This window comes from Bacteroides sp. AM44-19 (assembly GCF_003603395.1).
Classification (GTDB): Bacteria; Bacteroidota; Bacteroidia; order Bacteroidales; family Bacteroidaceae; genus Bacteroides; species Bacteroides uniformis.
Genome location: NZ_QTNB01000012.1, coordinates 20,942 through 36,162, shown reverse-complemented (window position 1 = coordinate 36,162; position 15,221 = coordinate 20,942). Strand labels below are relative to the sequence as shown.

Below are 15,221 nucleotides of genomic sequence, written 5' to 3'. Positions count from 1 at the left end.
CGCAGGAGCAGTCCATGCCATTCTTGTGTATCATTGATGAATTTCTCAGGTTCTCAAAGACAAGAATGAAGCACAACGCTTCTTACAATATCATTTCACAAAAATATTGAAGCTAAGGACACTTCCTTGCTTCGATGGCAAATTTAACGATAAAGAATGAAAACAAGAAAAAGATTGGAAAGTATTTTTAAGGCTGATACCTACAGAAGATAAATATGATTTTGTCATTCTGACACTTTGTATTTTCTATCGCACGAGAATCCCGTATTTCCGACCGATTATCCACACAGAAAGAAATACGAGAGCGAAAATCCATAAGTGTCAAGTTATAAGCATTATACCAAAACGAACGTCCTTCCAATAAATCGAAATCACACCTCCGAAAGCCCTGATACACCGAAAATGCAAAAGCAAAAGAACGTTTTACTAAAACAGAGTAACCGTTTTACTAAAACGCAATACCCCTTTTAGTAAAAAGCAATCACCCTTTTAGCTTAAAGGTGTAGCCAATTTCTGCATAAAAGCCCTACAAAAGCGGAAGAATATGCAAGAAGAACGCATCTTTATGACCCCAATATCCACAATATATCCTAAATTCGTCCTTCTGCCCAACCATGTGCGGCAGAGAAATCTACAGAAACATTACTTTTTGTCAAAAATATAAGGATATTACTGCCTTTCAGTACCTTTTACAACAACCCATGCAGTTCCCACGCCCGCACATGCCATATTCCTTCATTGGACGGCAGGCAGAAGTCATCAAGCGAGACAACCAGTTTCTCATAATTATCTTGTATCGCCTCCAGCGAAGCATACTCACGGCGCACCGTCTGTTCATCTACCAGCATGTAGGTGGATTGCAGATATATCGTACGGTCACCTTTCCGAGCGATGAAGTCCACCTCTTTTTCTTTAGCACATCCGGTATAGACATCATAGCCCGCCCGAAGCAACTCCAGATAGACAAGATTCTCCAGTTTATAACCCACACCATAGGCTGTTCCGGGATAGAGGAAATTCTTAAAGGCAAGGTCGTTGATGTAATATTTCGCCGTACCGGACAGTATTTCCTTTCCGCGCAAGTCAAAGCGTTCACAACGATACGCCAAGAACGAGTCTTCGATATAGCCTATGTAGGCAGCCACGGCATCATAGCTCGTCTTCCGGCCTTGGCTCTTGAAATAGTTCACGATGTTGCCGATGGACACTAAATTGGAGGCATTGCCTACAAGAAACGCAAAAAGGTCCTCAAGCAGCCGGGGGTCACGTATGCTGTAGCGTTGGATGATGTCCTTCAGCAAGATGGTGTCCTTCAAGGCAGACAAGTAATTGCGCTGCACCTCCTGCTTTTCGGGCAAGACAAAAAGTTCCGGGATTCCGCCCGTATTCATATAGCCCATATAGCTCTCACGGTTCTGTTCCAGATGCCTTATCTCTGTATACTCCTGATAGCTGAAGGGATATATCGGAAATTGGACGTATCGCCCGGAAAGCAGCGTGGCAAGCTCACCGGACAGCATCCGTGAGTTGGAGCCGCTGATAAAGAGCTCGTACTCCTCGGTATAGTCCTGCGAATAAGAATTGACCGACTTTTCCCATTCTTCGATGAGCTGCACTTCGTCGATGAAAATATAAATCTCCTCTTGTCCAGAGATTGTACTTCCTAAGTATATCCATTCTTTCGTTCATAACCTAAAAAGTTTGCGAAAAAGGCTAGATTTTCGGTTATAAACGAAAGATTCATTTAGACAAGCAAGGAGGATATTTCCTTTCCGCATCCCCCTTTATCGGCCGGATATTCCCTCTATAGAATCATCATTGTTGCATCTATATATCCACCGCGTTGCATCTATACTTCCACCGTGCTGCATCTATAGATGCAGCAAATCCCTTAACCTATCCTAATAATGCTGCTTATTGTCACCTATTTAGAAGCGAAATCATTATATTTGCGCCCATATATGCCAATACGTTGACTAAGCGATGGCAAAACAGCTTGTAAAAAACAAAACTGAATAATAACGAATTTCATCTGAATGAAACAGTACAAAACCGTAAACAACCTTGTAGGCTGGATTACCTTCCTCATTGCAGCGACGGTCTACTGCATGACCATCGAACCTACTGCAAGCTTTTGGGACTGCCCGGAGTTCATCACCACCGGCTATAAGCTGGAAGTAGGACACCCGCCCGGCGCACCGTTCTTCATGCTGGTAGCCAACCTATTCTCACAATTTGCTTCCGATGCCTCCACCGTTGCCAAGATGGTGAACTACATGAGCGCGCTGATGAGCGGCGCATGTATCCTGTTCCTTTTCTGGAGCATCACGCACCTGGTACGCAAACTTGTGGTGACAGACGAAAACAATATCACACGCGGCCAGATGGTTACCATCATGGGTAGCGGTCTGGTGGGCGCACTTGCCTACACGTTCAGCGATACCTTCTGGTTCAGCGCTGTGGAAGGCGAGGTGTATGCCTTCTCCTCACTGTTCACTGCCGTCGTATTCTGGCTCATACTGAAGTGGGAAGACGTCGCCAACGAGCCTCACAGTGACCGCTGGCTGATTCTCATCGCCTACCTGACCGGTCTGAGTATCGGCGTGCACTTGCTGAACCTGCTCTGCCTGCCCGCCATCGTACTGGTGTATTACTACAAGAAGGTGCCCAATGCCAATGCCCGAGGCTCCCTGCTGGCACTGCTCGCTTCGGGCATACTGGTTGCAGCCGTACTCTACGGCATCGTGCCGGGTATCGTGAAAGTGGGCGGCTGGTTCGAACTGCTCTTCGTCAACACGCTGGGCATGTCCTTCAACACGGGTGTCATCGTATATATCATCCTGCTGGCAACCTGCCTCATCTGGGGTATCTACGAAAGCTACACCGAACGCAACAAGGCACGTATGGCACTCTCGTTCATACTCACCATCGCCATGCTGGGTATCCCGTTCTACGGACACGGTACCAGCTCGGTAGTTATCGGTGTCATTGTCATTGCCGCATTGTGGCTCTACCTCCGTCCGAAGACGCAGGCAGCCGTCAAAGAGAAATTCCGCGTATCGGCACGCACGCTGAACACCTCGCTGCTCTGCACCATGATGATTGTCATCGGATATTCCTCGTATGCACTTATCGTCATCCGCTCCACCGCCAACACGCCGATGGACCAGAACTCTCCGGAGGACATCTTCACACTGGGCGAATACCTGGGACGCGAGCAGTATGGCACACGCCCGTTGTTCTATGGCCCTGCCTTTTCCTCGCAAGTGGCACTGGACGTGAAAGACGGTTACTGCGAACCGCGCATCAAGTACAACGGCACGAAGTTCATCCGCAAGGAGAAAGCTACGCCCGACGAAAAGGATTCGTACATCGAAATCCCCGGACGCATTGAGTACGAATACGCCCAGAACATGCTGTTCCCGCGTATGTACAGCAGTGCCCATACACAACAATACCATGCCTGGCAGGACATCAAGGGTTACGATGTGCCCTATGACAAATGCGGCAACATGATTATGGTAAACATGCCCACACAGTGGGAAAACATCAAGTTCTTCTTCTCCTACCAGCTCAACTGGATGTACTGGCGCTACTTCATGTGGAACTTCGCCGGACGCCAGAACGACATACAAGGCAGCGGAGAAATTGAACACGGCAACTGGATTACCGGTATCCCGTTCATCGACAACTGGCTGGTGGGCGACCAGAGCCTCTTGCCTCAGGAACTGAAAGACAACAAGGGACACAACGTATTCTACTGCCTGCCCCTGCTGCTGGGTATCATCGGCCTGCTATGGCAAGCCTACCGTGGACAGAAAGGCATCCAGCAATTCTGGGTGGTCTTCTTCCTCTTCTTCATGACCGGTATTGCCATCGTGCTCTACCTGAACCAGACTCCGAGCCAACCGCGCGAACGTGACTATGCCTACGCCGGTTCGTTCTACGCCTTCGCCATCTGGATTGGTATGGGTGTGGCAGGACTCGTCCGTCTGCTTCAAGACTATGCCAAGATGAAGGAACTGCCTGCTGCCGCCATCGTTTCCGTAGCCTGCCTCTTTGTCCCCGTGCAGATGGCAAGCCAGACTTGGGACGACCACGACCGCAGCGACCGCTACATGGCACGCGACTTCGGCCAGAACTACCTGATGTCCCTGCAAGAAAGCGGCAACCCGATTATCTATACCAACGGTGACAACGATACCTTCCCCCTCTGGTACAACCAGGAGACCGAAGGTTTCCGTACCGACGCCCGCACCTGCAACCTCTCGTACCTGCAGACCGATTGGTACATCGACCAGATGAAGCGCCCCGCCTACGACAGTCCTTCTCTCCCCATCACGTGGGACCGAATGGAGTACGTAGAAGGCACCAACGAATACGTCCCCATCCAGCCTGAGTACAAGAAAAGCATCGACCAGCTCTATGCCGAAGCCGAGAAGCAGGCACTGGACGGTAATCCCGAAGCACTGGTCAATGTAAAGAAAGAATTCGGTGACAACCCGTATGAGCTAAAGAATATCCTCAAGAACTGGGTGCGCAACAAGAATCAGGACTTGAAGGTGATTCCTACCGACAGCATTGTCATCAAGGTAGACAAGGAAGCCGTGCGCCGCAGCGGCATGATGATACCGGGCGACTCAATCCCCGACTACATGCACATTTCGCTGAAAGGCAAACGCGCCCTCTACAAGAGCGAGTTGATGATGCTCGAAATGCTGAGCGAGGCCAACTGGGAACGCCCCATCTATATCGCTGTCAGCGTAGGCAGGGAGAACCAGCTGAACATGGAGAACCACTTCGTTCAGGAAGGTCTTGCCTATCGTTTCACTCCGTTCGACACCAGTAAGACGGGCGTGACAATAGACTCCGAAAAGATGTACGACAACCTGATGAACAAGTTCAAGTTCGGTGGCATCGACAAGCCGGGCATCTATATCGACGAGAACGCCATGCGCATGTGTCACTCTCACCGTCGCATCTTCTCCCAACTCGTGCAGCAGCTGATGCGTGAGGGCAAGAAAGACAAGGCAAAAGCCGCCCTGGACTATGCCGAAAAGATGATTCCCGCCTACAACGTGCCTTACGACTGGCAGAACGGTGCCGTACAGATGGCAGAAGCCTACTACCAACTGGGCGAAACCGCCAAGGCGGACGAGATGATGAAAGCCCTTGCTGACAAGGCTGTAGAGTACCTGACCTGGTATCTGAGCCTGGACGACAACCGCTTCATGATTTCTACCCGTGAATTTGAATACCACTGGGCTGTACTCGATGCCGAGGTGAAGGCCATGAAGAAGTACAACTCCAAGCTCGCCGAAATCTACGAGCCGAAGGTGGAAGAACTGTATAATATGTATGTGGACAGAATGAAGGAGTGAGAATAAGGATTAGGGATTAAGGATTAAAGGATTAGGGATTAGCCTGTGCAGTTCATCACTAATCATTAATAACTAATCCTTAACCCCTAATCCTTAATCCCTAATCCCTTAATCCTTAATCCCTTAATCCTTAATCACGTGTTTATAGAACAACCTCCTGAGTTTTTTCGCAAACTATATCCCGGTGCAGTCTGGAGGATGGACCCCAATGAAAAAGCCGTTTATCTGACTTTCGACGATGGCCCTATCCCCGAAGTAACTCCCTGGGTGCTCGACCTGCTGGATAAGCACAACATCAAAGCCACCTTCTTCATGGTAGGTGACAACATACGGAAGCATCCGGACGAATTCCGGATGGTAGTTGAGCGTGGGCACCGCATCGGTAACCACACCTTCAACCATATCCGTGGATTTGAATACACGGCCAAGAATTATCTGGGAAATACCGAACAGGCGAAGATTTTCATGGAAATGGGTGGGGACATCAATTGCAATGTGGAGAAGGTTCTCTACCCTCTCTTGTTCCGCCCTCCCCACGGCCATATGTTCGCCAACCAGTATCTCACGCTGAAACGAACCTACAAGATTGTGATGTGGGACCTCGTGACCCGCGACTACAGCAAGAAGCTGCGCGGTCCGCAAGTGCTAGCCAACGTGATGCGCTACGCCCGCAACGGCTCCATCATCACCTTCCACGATTCCTTGAAATCCTGGTGCAACGGAAACCTGCAGTACGCATTGCCGCGCGCCATTGACTTCCTGAAGGAAGAGGGATATGAATTCAAAGTATTATAAACTTGAAACAGCAGAAAGTTACCAACATCTGCTGTCACAATAAATTCCACATAAAATAAGAAGGGGTTGTCTCGGCAAAAGGCAACCCCTTACATTTTATAGGCTCATGTCCTGTTCCACAAGAATAAACAGATGTTTTATAATTACCAAGTAAATGTACATCTGTATTCATCCCACTGGTCTTTTACAACCAGTTCCGTAGGATAACTGTCGGAATTCAATGTCCATGTAAAATACATATCGGACACAGAGTCCTCGCCATTGTATGTACAATGCCCTACAAGCGGCAGATGTTTCGTAGCCTTACCAAGCATGCCTCCATAATAGGCATATATCATCTCGTCCATATCCACATCCAGTATTTCATCAAACAACATCAGGCAGCCCTTATTCTCGATAGGAGCTGTTATATTATCCGTCGTATAGTCTATGGCAGCACTATACTCCCACTCGTCATTGCTGTCGATAATTCCGTCACCATTGAGATCACCACTAGCTACATAACGTGTGGAAGTCTTCACCACATCTCCATCCTTATAGGTGATGTTCGTTATTTCACCATCGCTTTCAGAGCGTTTCATTACAACCAGATGGCCTTCAGTGTCGTATTCCATCTCCCAAGTAAACTCATCGGCATCGGGAGTACCAGCGTGGTCTATTGAGTTGCAAAATTCCACATAACCATCGCTGTTGAGCTGCAAGTTCAGTTCTGTAACATCGCCCTCTTCATCCGTCACGGTGATTCTTGCTCGGTCCTTTGCAACATCTGCCTTTGTAGTAGCGGGAAAGTACTCAAAGACGGCTTTATCCCCATCCTCAGTTGTAATGTTCGTCACCAGCCCTTCTTCATTGTGAGAAATCGCCATACCCGAAACCGACTTCGGAAGCCCTCCCGTAAACACTTGCGAAGGATTGACCACAGTGGCGGTGTTTTCGCCACCCTCACCATTCTCATTTTCGTCATCGTCACTGCAAGCAGTGAATCCCAAGCACAACGCCACACCCAACATGGAGGCAGCCATCATTTTAAACATTTTCATAAGTTACAAATCTTGTTTTATCCCCCATCCCTCTAAGGAAAATCCATAATAACAAAAGTATAAGGAATGCCGTCCGTATCTCACGACAACAAGACTCTGCCATTCAAACCCGGACAGATACTTTTGGCCATTTATCATTCCCAGACAAAGCTTAATATTTTTTGCAAAGTAATAAACTTTTCCTTTCACTTCTTGTCACTGAAAAAGGTGATTTTTCAGCCACATACAGAAAAAATTCAGCATCTCCAATAAAAAGCAAAATGAATAAGACGTATATTTGCAACAACTAAGCACAGATTGAATTCCACTAAAATATACCGATATGAGGGTACGCCATACTAAGCTATTATCACTCCTCTTTTCTTTAACCACTATCCTGCTTCACGCCGGAGAAATACCAACAGACACTCTGTTGGCACACTTCTACAACCGGGCAGCCAATCTCATGGAAGAAGGACACTACGATGAAGCGCAACGTAGCTTCGACAGCGCCTTTGCCACCCGGAACGTAAAGCACTCCTTCATGTATCCCATCTTGCTGAACGAACAAGCCACACTACTGATCTATGTGGGAAAGACAGAAGAAGCCTTTGCCATGAAAAAAAATGTGCTCCCCTACCTGCCGCAGATAAATGATTTGGAAAAGCACATCAGCGTATACAACGATTTGGGCCTCCTCTACCGTCAGCACCAAATGAATGACTCTACACTCTACTATTACAATAAAGCACTGGACAGTGCCTTGCAATATGGGGACGAAAGCTGGATAGCCCACATCTGCAACAATGTGTCCATCCTATACTTCAATATCAGGCAGCTGGACGAAGCCGAAAAGTATACCGACATGGCCGCCGAACATGCCGCCAGAACCGAAGACCCATTCGTAGCTTTCACCACCTGGCAAATCAGAGCAACCATAAAGGCTGAACTAAAACAAGCTGGATGATGCTGAAAAATCCAACCGCAAAGCCTGGAACATTGCCTGCCACGGAGAGGGAAACGAAGACCTATGGAAGATACGCTGCCTGCCCGGCATGCTGAGACTCTTTGAACGAAAAGAACAACCCGATTCCATAGACCACTACTTGAAATTGGGGAACAAACTACTACAACGGGTACCATCCAACTCCATCGCTGCCATAGGATTCATACAATCGAGGGCAGCCACCGAAACAAACCGCAAAAACTATGCCCGCGCCTTGAAGGACTTCCACTGGCTGCGTAACCGGAAAACCGGTACCGAGCCCAAAACATTATTTACACAAATGGCACGATGCTACGATGCCTTGGGAAACCCCAAACTGGCCTACACCTATATGGATAGTGCCCGCATGTGGACTGATACGCTGGCACAGCACAATCTGACGCAACAAATGGCAGAATTCAACGTGAAATATCACACACAAGAAAAGGAATTGGAGATAGCCCACCTGCAACAAGAACAACTGGAACACCAAGCCTTCCTGCTAAAAGCCTCCATTGCTGTAGCCCTTCTGTCCGGTCTTGCTCTCATTACTTTGTTGACGCTCCGCCACAAGAAACGAATAGCCGAAAAGAAGATTGAACTGCTAAAGCAAGAAAACGAACTGAACTCGGCACGCCGTTACATTGAAGGGTTGGAAGAGGAATGCAAATATTTTGCCAAGGAACTGCATGACGGCATAGCCAACGACCTGCTGGGGCTGCAAATGAAGATAGAAACTTCTGCCAGCAAAGGGAATGAGCAGGAACTGGCCTCACTCGTCAGCAAACTGAGAAACAACGTGCGGAATATCTCACACGAACTGATGCCTCCCGAATTCGAGCATCTCAGTCTAGACCAGATACTCGACCGTTATGCTGCCAAACTGACCGAGAACACCGGCATAGAGGTCAGCTATCATCCAACGGAGAACAACGCATCACGCCATCTTCCCAATGAAACCGCTTATGAGCTGTACCGCATCGTACAAGAGCTCACCATGAACATCGTGAAACATGCCTCAGCCAGTCATATAGTCATCAGTCTCCGTGCCGACAATGAAAATAAATATACCCTGCAAATTACAGACAACGGTAAGAATGCAAACAAGCAACAAACAGCAACAAACAACAATGACGGCATAGGATTGCGCACCGTAAACGACCGTATCAGAGCCATCAACGCTACCGCCAATGTATGCTCGTCAACAGAAAACAACGTTTTCACCCTACTGCTTAACATAAACGAATGAAACCAAACAAAGAAACATACAGAATACTGGTAATAGATGACCACCCGATTGTTGCTGAAGGCATCATCGCATTGGCCTCGCAACTCGAAGGAGTGACGTGCAAAGGAGCCACTTGTGCAAAAGACGTGGAACAACTGACCCTCAAAGAGAGATTCGACCTTTGCATCATTGACCTTGAACTACCGGATATGAATGGATTCCAACTCATATCCCACCTTCACAGCCAGATACCCGAATGCGGCATTTTAATCTATACCATGCATGAAGAACCTTGGATCATAGCCAAATTATCCACCCTAAACATCAACGGAGCTGTTTCAAAAAATGCCAGCACCAGCGAATTGAGAGACGCCATCAGTACACTGAAAAACGGAACCAGATACTTCAGCAATGTTTTCAGCGAACTGGACAAGGAAAAACAAAACACCCTACCATATGCACTTCCCGAATTGTCGAGACGTGAAAAAGAAGTGCTCGCCTATCTCTCGCAAGGACTGAGCACTTCTGAAATATCCCAATTACTATTTCTCAGCATCAATACAATACAGACTTACCGGAAGCGCCTGATGGAAAAACTGGAGGCCAAAAACGTTGCAGAACTTGTCTACAAGGGGAAGAGCTTATTCTGAGAACACTTGTCATTCGTCCGGACAGTTACAAACCTCCAACTTCTCAATCTTCTCCGTCTGAAAAGGAAGAAAATCAACTTAGCGGATACTCACCGTCATCGGATTGCGCACCTTCTGTGCAAAATCAGCCATGTATCGGTTCCAGGCTTCAGCAGTCTTGATGTCCGCGCGGTCCCAGGCAAAGCCCCAGTAATACACGTAGTCAGCGCCCGGCTCATAGTCGCTGACAACCAGTACATGACCGTCCGCATTGTTACGCATCTTCTTCTCCTCTATGGGGAAAAGCACGGTTTTGGCTTCCTTCACAACGGCAGGGAAAGCGGCCCCCATAAATATCTTGCCATTATCCGGTCCGGTAGTGGGGTCTACATACGTCATATAACCACCAGCGGCATCAGCCACCACAGCACCGTCCGGTTCGTGCAGCACAATACCGGTAACAATGGGCAAAGATTCCTTTAGATTGCTATACGAAACGGCAGTACGGTTCAGATGAGAACCGGCATCCAGCGTAATCAGACGTGTTTCCACCACCGCAGTATCCCCTTTCACAGCCAACGGATTGAACTCCAGCTTCACGGTGAAGCGCAACGGACCGTTGTCCAGCACCTCCTGCGTCTTGTAGCACCACGGATAGATAATGGTATCATTCACCATCAATGCAGACACTCCAGCTCCCAATGTTGGGCCTACTGCATAGCAGTCCATGCCATAACCGTGGTCTATATGATAGGAGAATGTGCGTACCAGCTCATCGGCTGCCTTCGGGTCTGTCTTGCGCAATTCATTAACCTGCTTCCAGGAGTCTGCATCCAGTTCCTTGGCATACATGTCTTCCAGTACCGGTGCAGCAGTGCCTCGCTTCGTGAACAAGTCGTAGCCGAAACCGCGTTCACCCCTTGCCTGCAATGCAGGACCGTAGGCACGGAAGCCTACCAAGTCGTTCTCCCAGGCCATGTCGTCCAGACGTTCGGGATACTGCCGCCCACAAGCCCTTACCTCCACATCGACGGGAGTACCGGCCTGGACGGTATATGCAGCCGATGCATTGGCGGCTACCGTAGCAGGGAAGATTAATTTGTCATCGTAGGTCACTTGGTAAGGCACCTGCTCCCCTTCGACATTCAGAACCACAATCTGTGCGGTGTCTGCCAGATTCAGAAGGTTTGAGATTTCGGTCATGGACACCTCTACCATCTCATCGGAACGGTCCATCGCTAACGGATTGGTTACCGTAACAGTCACTATCTTGCTATCGTTGCAAGCAAGACAGCAGAGGGCCGCCATACATAATAAAAGAAAGTTTCTCATATAATCATTGCTTTTTCCTAATCAGTTGTATAACTTTCTTTTAGGCGCGGATTTCGCGGATTATACGGATTTTCCTTATCCTTTCCGCGAAATCCGCGTAATCCGCGCCCAAAAGAAAAAGGTGACAAGTGACATTATCCTGCCACTTTATCACCTTCTCAATTATCCTTAAATTTATTTCGGTTGCTTTCCGATATAAGCCAAGATACCTCCGTCTACATAGAGGATGTGACCGTTTACCGCATTAGAGGCTTCCGATGCCAGGAACACTGCCGGACCGGTAAGTTCTTCCGGAGCCAGCCAGCGGCCTGCCGGAGTCTTGGCGCAGATGAACGAGTCGAACGGGTGACGGCTACCGTCGGCCTGCTTTTCACGCAGCGGAGCAGTCTGCGGGGTAGCGATGTAACCCGGACCGATACCGTTACATTGGATGTTATATTCACCATATTCAGAGCAGATGTTGCGAGTCAGCATCTTCAAGCCACCCTTGGCAGCGGCATAGGCCGACACAGTCTCACGCCCCAGTTCGGACATCATAGAGCAGATATTGATAATTTTACCGTGGCCCTTCTTCATCATGGCAGGCAGAACAGCCTTTGATACGATGAACGGAGCATTGAGGTCGATATCGATTACACGACGGAAGTCAGCAGCCTCCATCTCGTGCATAGGAACACGGCGGATGATGCCGGCATTGTTTACGAGGATATCAACAGAGCCTACTTCCTTTTCAATCTGGGCTACCATGGCCTGAACAGCAGGTTCGTCTGTCACATCACATACATAACCGCGTGCCTTGATACCCTTTTCAGTATAGGCAGCCAAGCCTTTGTCTACCAACTCCTGGTTGATATCGTTGAAACAGATAGTTGCTCCTTGCTCTGCAAAAGCTGAAGCGATAGCAAAACCGATACCATAAGAAGCACCTGTAACAAGGGCTACTTTACCTTCCAAAGAAAAATTCAAATACGGATTCATAACGTTAAATTATTAAGTTTAAATAAGTGATATTCTATTTATGTACGATTTGCAAGTAGTTTATACTCAATGGAAACTTTATTTTGGGAGAATGCCTTCCCTATAAGGAAATCGCAGCGAATGCTTTTCGTATCGTAGCTTTTCACATCATCGGGATGCTCAGCATAGCGAATTTCATAGTTCGTTTTCATGATTGCACTACATTTAATAGGTTATAACTTCAGCCATCAAATACACATCGTTTGCGTACACGATGCAAATGTAACAAAAGAAAATGGAGAAACCGTATAAATTTGTGTCAATTATATAGCAATATCGTTCAAAGATTCGTAAAAAGAAAAAATCTATACCTATAGTGCCAACAAGAGGGGGAAAGAATAACAAAAAAACCCACTAAAACTTGCGATTTTAGTGGGTTTTTAGCTGCAATTAGCTGCATCGTAGTTGGACTACCAGAAAACAAACTTCTTTAATAATCCAATATGATATTCAATATCTTAGCAAACATGCTTATCATACATGGCACCGATTTTGGCACCTAATAGTACGCAAACATACCCATCCGCAATCTGGAAAGAACTCTAATTATAAGAACAAAGGTATGAGTTATTTCGGAATTAATAGACAAAAACGGATAAAAATCGTATTTAATAATAGTATATTTGCCAAGCCAATTGATACTAATTATTCAAAAACAATATGGAAAATGACCCCTATACACAAGGAATAATACGAAATGTAAAGCACAATCTCATCGCAGGTATCATACTCGCCGTCATAGCTACACTCGTAAGTCTCATTGCATGCTCTCCGGGAATGACTATCGAAGAGAACGAAAAGCCGCCGCATATCGTTGACGATTGGCCGGAGGCTACTGATACAATCAATATCATACCTGACAGTGTTCGTGACATGACTCATGCAGACAGTATCCGCTTTGGATTGCTTCCTCCGGATGATTGATAGCAAACCGAAGTCCTGCAGCAACAGATAGACTCCGGAACCTGCCGATAGGTGATAGCAATCAATAGCAGCTCAAGAAGATTGGCCAATGAAAATTGATAGCAGATTTCCCTTCAGGAATGGCAGCCGGTTAAAAGATTTGCCACCAGTCCTATTGTGCGTTGTGCACGGAGCATCCGGCTCTTCGTCCGCCCCTGCCCCCAATGCACGCCGCCAGCCCGCAGGCGGGCACCCAGGCAGCACGCAAAGGGTGCAGCGGCTACGGCGGTACTCCGTCGCGGGCATAGGCAGGGGAGATGGTGTTGCCGCGCGGGCTTCCGGCTTCTGTGGCCGTGCCGCCTCCCCCTTTGGGATTGCTTGTACATGGCGGGGCAGGCCGCCCTGGGACAGTGTTGCCGCGCTCCCGGTATCGTCGGGCCCGTCGCCCGCCGATGTTGCGGTGGCCGTATGCTCCAGCGGTATTGCCTTTTTTCTCTGCCGGGGCAGAAAAAAGAGAGAGGTTCTTAGTATTCAACATAATAATCCATATCGAGGGGGCGTCGCAAGCGCCGGCTATTCCCCTCGATAAATATTATTATATTTAATACCGGTACCTACGTCAGCGCTCCCTCCGGTCGTCAGAGCTGCCGTAATATCGCAGTTCCTCGCCCCCACGCCTGGGGTGGAGGCATCTCCCTCCGGCTTCGCCGGGCTGCATGCTCCCTGCGGAGCGTGTCTCTGTGCGCCGCCTGCCGTCCGGCCAAGCCTTGGGGTGTGTCCGCGAAGCGGCCAATACCTTTCCCACCGGCTTCACCGGACGATGCCGGGAAGCCTCCCATACCCCTGCATATCCATCGGGCAGTTACTCCGTATATTTTCCTTTTTTTCTTCACAAAGATAGGCTCCGGCCGCCATGCAATCAAGAACCGGCTGCGCCTATCCGGAAGAAAAAAATCCTGAGCGCCGGGACGGCGTGCGGTTTTTTCCTCCCGGATTTCTTGCTTGCATGTCGTCCTCCACCTGGGTGGAAGTTTAGAAAAAAGGGAAAAAATGTGGTGGGCGTGCGCGGTGGAAAAGCTGTCAATCCGTCATTCGCGGCACAAGAGACGGGAAGTTTTCACACTAATTATTAGGAATTTACAAGAAAAAAGCCTATCTTTGTGTTACTGAAATAGGGAGACACCCTGCCATCAATAACTGTAATACGGAAACAAAAGCATGAAAAAGGAATTGGGAAAATGGCTGATGGATATAGCCAAGTACATCACCACCGCCGTGGTGCTGACCTCGATTTTCGGAGAAGTGGAACAACAGTGGATAATCTACGCGGGAGGTACGCTTGCCGTAGCCTTGTCACTGGGCTGGGGCTTGTACCTCGTACGCGACAAAAAGGAAGGAGTATAATATGGGAGCACTGATAATGTTTGCATTTATAATCGTGGTTGCCAACGCAGCCGGATTGTATTACTGGTACCAGGAACATAAGAGCAAGCCCAAGAACACGAGCTGCTAAACCTCTAAACGCTGCGCTATCGGCATGACGGGCTTCTTCATCCATGACCAACCCCAACAGTACCCGAATTCTGAAAACGTCCACCTACGGGCTGGAGACTTCGCCCGACGGGCAGGAACTCTTCTTGTGCCGTTACAAGAAACCGGGCTGGAGGCTTCGCCTCGATGATGCCGCCACCGACAAGACCAAGCTGGCCGCAACGTTGCGCAAAGCCGCCGAATGGCTCACCAAACGGCAGGGATAACCGCACACCGGCACCATCACAGCGCACGCCCACCACATTTTTTCCTTTTTTTTCTAAACCCCATTCAGGTGGAGGACGGCATGCAAGCAAGAAATCCGGGAGGAAAAAACCGCACGCCGCCCCGGCGCTCAGGATTTTTTTCTTCCGGATAGGCGCAGCCGGTTCTTGATTGCAT

Annotated in this window: 12 protein-coding genes and 2 pseudogenes; 8 read left to right on the top strand and 6 right to left on the bottom strand. The window is 48.5% G+C overall.

Translation table 11 applies throughout. From position 1 onward, the window contains the following. Positions 1-689 precede the first annotated feature (689 nt). Positions 690-1,646 (bottom strand): annotated as a pseudogene (locus tag DW947_RS15715) (ATP-binding protein); the annotation flags it as partial. A gap of 390 nt (positions 1,647-2,036) precedes the next feature. Between DW947_RS15715 and DW947_RS15710 the strand changes: the two are divergent. Together DW947_RS15710 and DW947_RS15705 are read left to right on the top strand one after the other, a co-directional pair. After that, entirely contained in the window at positions 2,037-5,381 is a 3,345-nt protein-coding gene (locus DW947_RS15710; RefSeq protein WP_117962916.1) for a DUF2723 domain-containing protein, read from the top strand. Positions 5,382-5,519: 138 nt separating this feature from the next. Continuing rightward, entirely contained in the window at positions 5,520-6,176 is a 657-nt protein-coding gene (locus tag DW947_RS15705) for a polysaccharide deacetylase family protein (RefSeq protein WP_005831030.1), read from the top strand. A 143-nt stretch (positions 6,177-6,319) separates the two neighbouring features. Here the strand turns inward: DW947_RS15705 and DW947_RS15700 are convergent, their stop codons facing one another. Further along, on the bottom strand, positions 6,320-7,216 hold the full coding sequence (locus DW947_RS15700) for a DUF4595 domain-containing protein (RefSeq protein WP_117962914.1): 897 nt from the start codon (positions 7,214-7,216) through the stop codon (positions 6,320-6,322). A gap of 322 nt (positions 7,217-7,538) precedes the next feature. Between DW947_RS15700 and DW947_RS21885 the strand changes: the two genes are divergently transcribed. From DW947_RS21885 to DW947_RS15685, 3 genes are all read left to right on the top strand, one after another. Further along, complete coding sequence (locus DW947_RS21885) at positions 7,539-8,162, top strand: hypothetical protein (RefSeq protein WP_243635093.1); 624 nt, start codon at positions 7,539-7,541, stop codon at positions 8,160-8,162. An 88-nt stretch (positions 8,163-8,250) separates the two neighbouring features. Then, a complete protein-coding gene (locus DW947_RS21880; protein ID WP_243635092.1) occupies positions 8,251-9,429 on the top strand; it encodes a sensor histidine kinase in 1,179 nt (392 codons plus the stop codon). Further along, on the top strand, positions 9,426-10,058 hold the full coding sequence (locus DW947_RS15685; RefSeq protein WP_025832309.1) for a response regulator: 633 nt from the start codon (positions 9,426-9,428) through the stop codon (positions 10,056-10,058). The genes DW947_RS21880 and DW947_RS15685 overlap by 4 nt, the downstream gene beginning before the upstream one ends. Positions 10,059-10,136: 78 nt before the next feature. Here DW947_RS15685 and DW947_RS15680 read toward each other — a convergent pair whose 3' ends face one another. The 3 genes and pseudogenes from DW947_RS15680 to DW947_RS21875 form a co-directional block, all read right to left on the bottom strand. Continuing rightward, a complete protein-coding gene (locus tag DW947_RS15680; protein ID WP_005838041.1) occupies positions 10,137-11,369 on the bottom strand; it encodes a DUF4861 domain-containing protein in 1,233 nt (410 codons plus the stop codon). A gap of 174 nt (positions 11,370-11,543) precedes the next feature. Next, positions 11,544-12,347, bottom strand: a complete 804-nt coding sequence (locus DW947_RS15675) for a gluconate 5-dehydrogenase (protein ID WP_005831048.1) — start codon at positions 12,345-12,347, stop codon at positions 11,544-11,546. Positions 12,348-12,403: 56 nt separating this feature from the next. Continuing rightward, a pseudogene (locus DW947_RS21875) lies at positions 12,404-12,538 on the bottom strand (5-keto-4-deoxyuronate isomerase); the annotation flags it as partial. 508 nt (positions 12,539-13,046) lie between these two features. Here DW947_RS21875 and DW947_RS15665 point away from each other — a divergent pair. Next, positions 13,047-13,310 (top strand): hypothetical protein, encoded by a 264-nt coding sequence (locus DW947_RS15665; protein WP_057098000.1) that lies wholly within the window; start codon positions 13,047-13,049, stop codon positions 13,308-13,310. 617 nt (positions 13,311-13,927) lie between these two features. On the opposite strand, the gene DW947_RS21450 is transcribed toward DW947_RS15665, so the two are convergent. Continuing rightward, entirely contained in the window at positions 13,928-14,182 is a 255-nt protein-coding gene (locus DW947_RS21450) for a hypothetical protein (RefSeq protein ID WP_133303609.1), read from the bottom strand. Positions 14,183-14,507: 325 nt separating this feature from the next. Here DW947_RS21450 and DW947_RS15650 point away from each other — a divergent pair, with 325 nt between their 5' ends. Beyond that, positions 14,508-14,693: a DUF6722 family protein gene (locus DW947_RS15650; RefSeq protein ID WP_057097998.1), complete on the top strand. Its 186-nt coding sequence runs from the start codon at positions 14,508-14,510 to the stop codon at positions 14,691-14,693. Between the two features lie 152 nt (positions 14,694-14,845). Then, entirely contained in the window at positions 14,846-15,046 is a 201-nt protein-coding gene (locus tag DW947_RS15645; protein WP_229095783.1) for a transcriptional regulator, read from the top strand. The last annotated feature ends 175 nt before the right edge of the window (positions 15,047-15,221 follow it).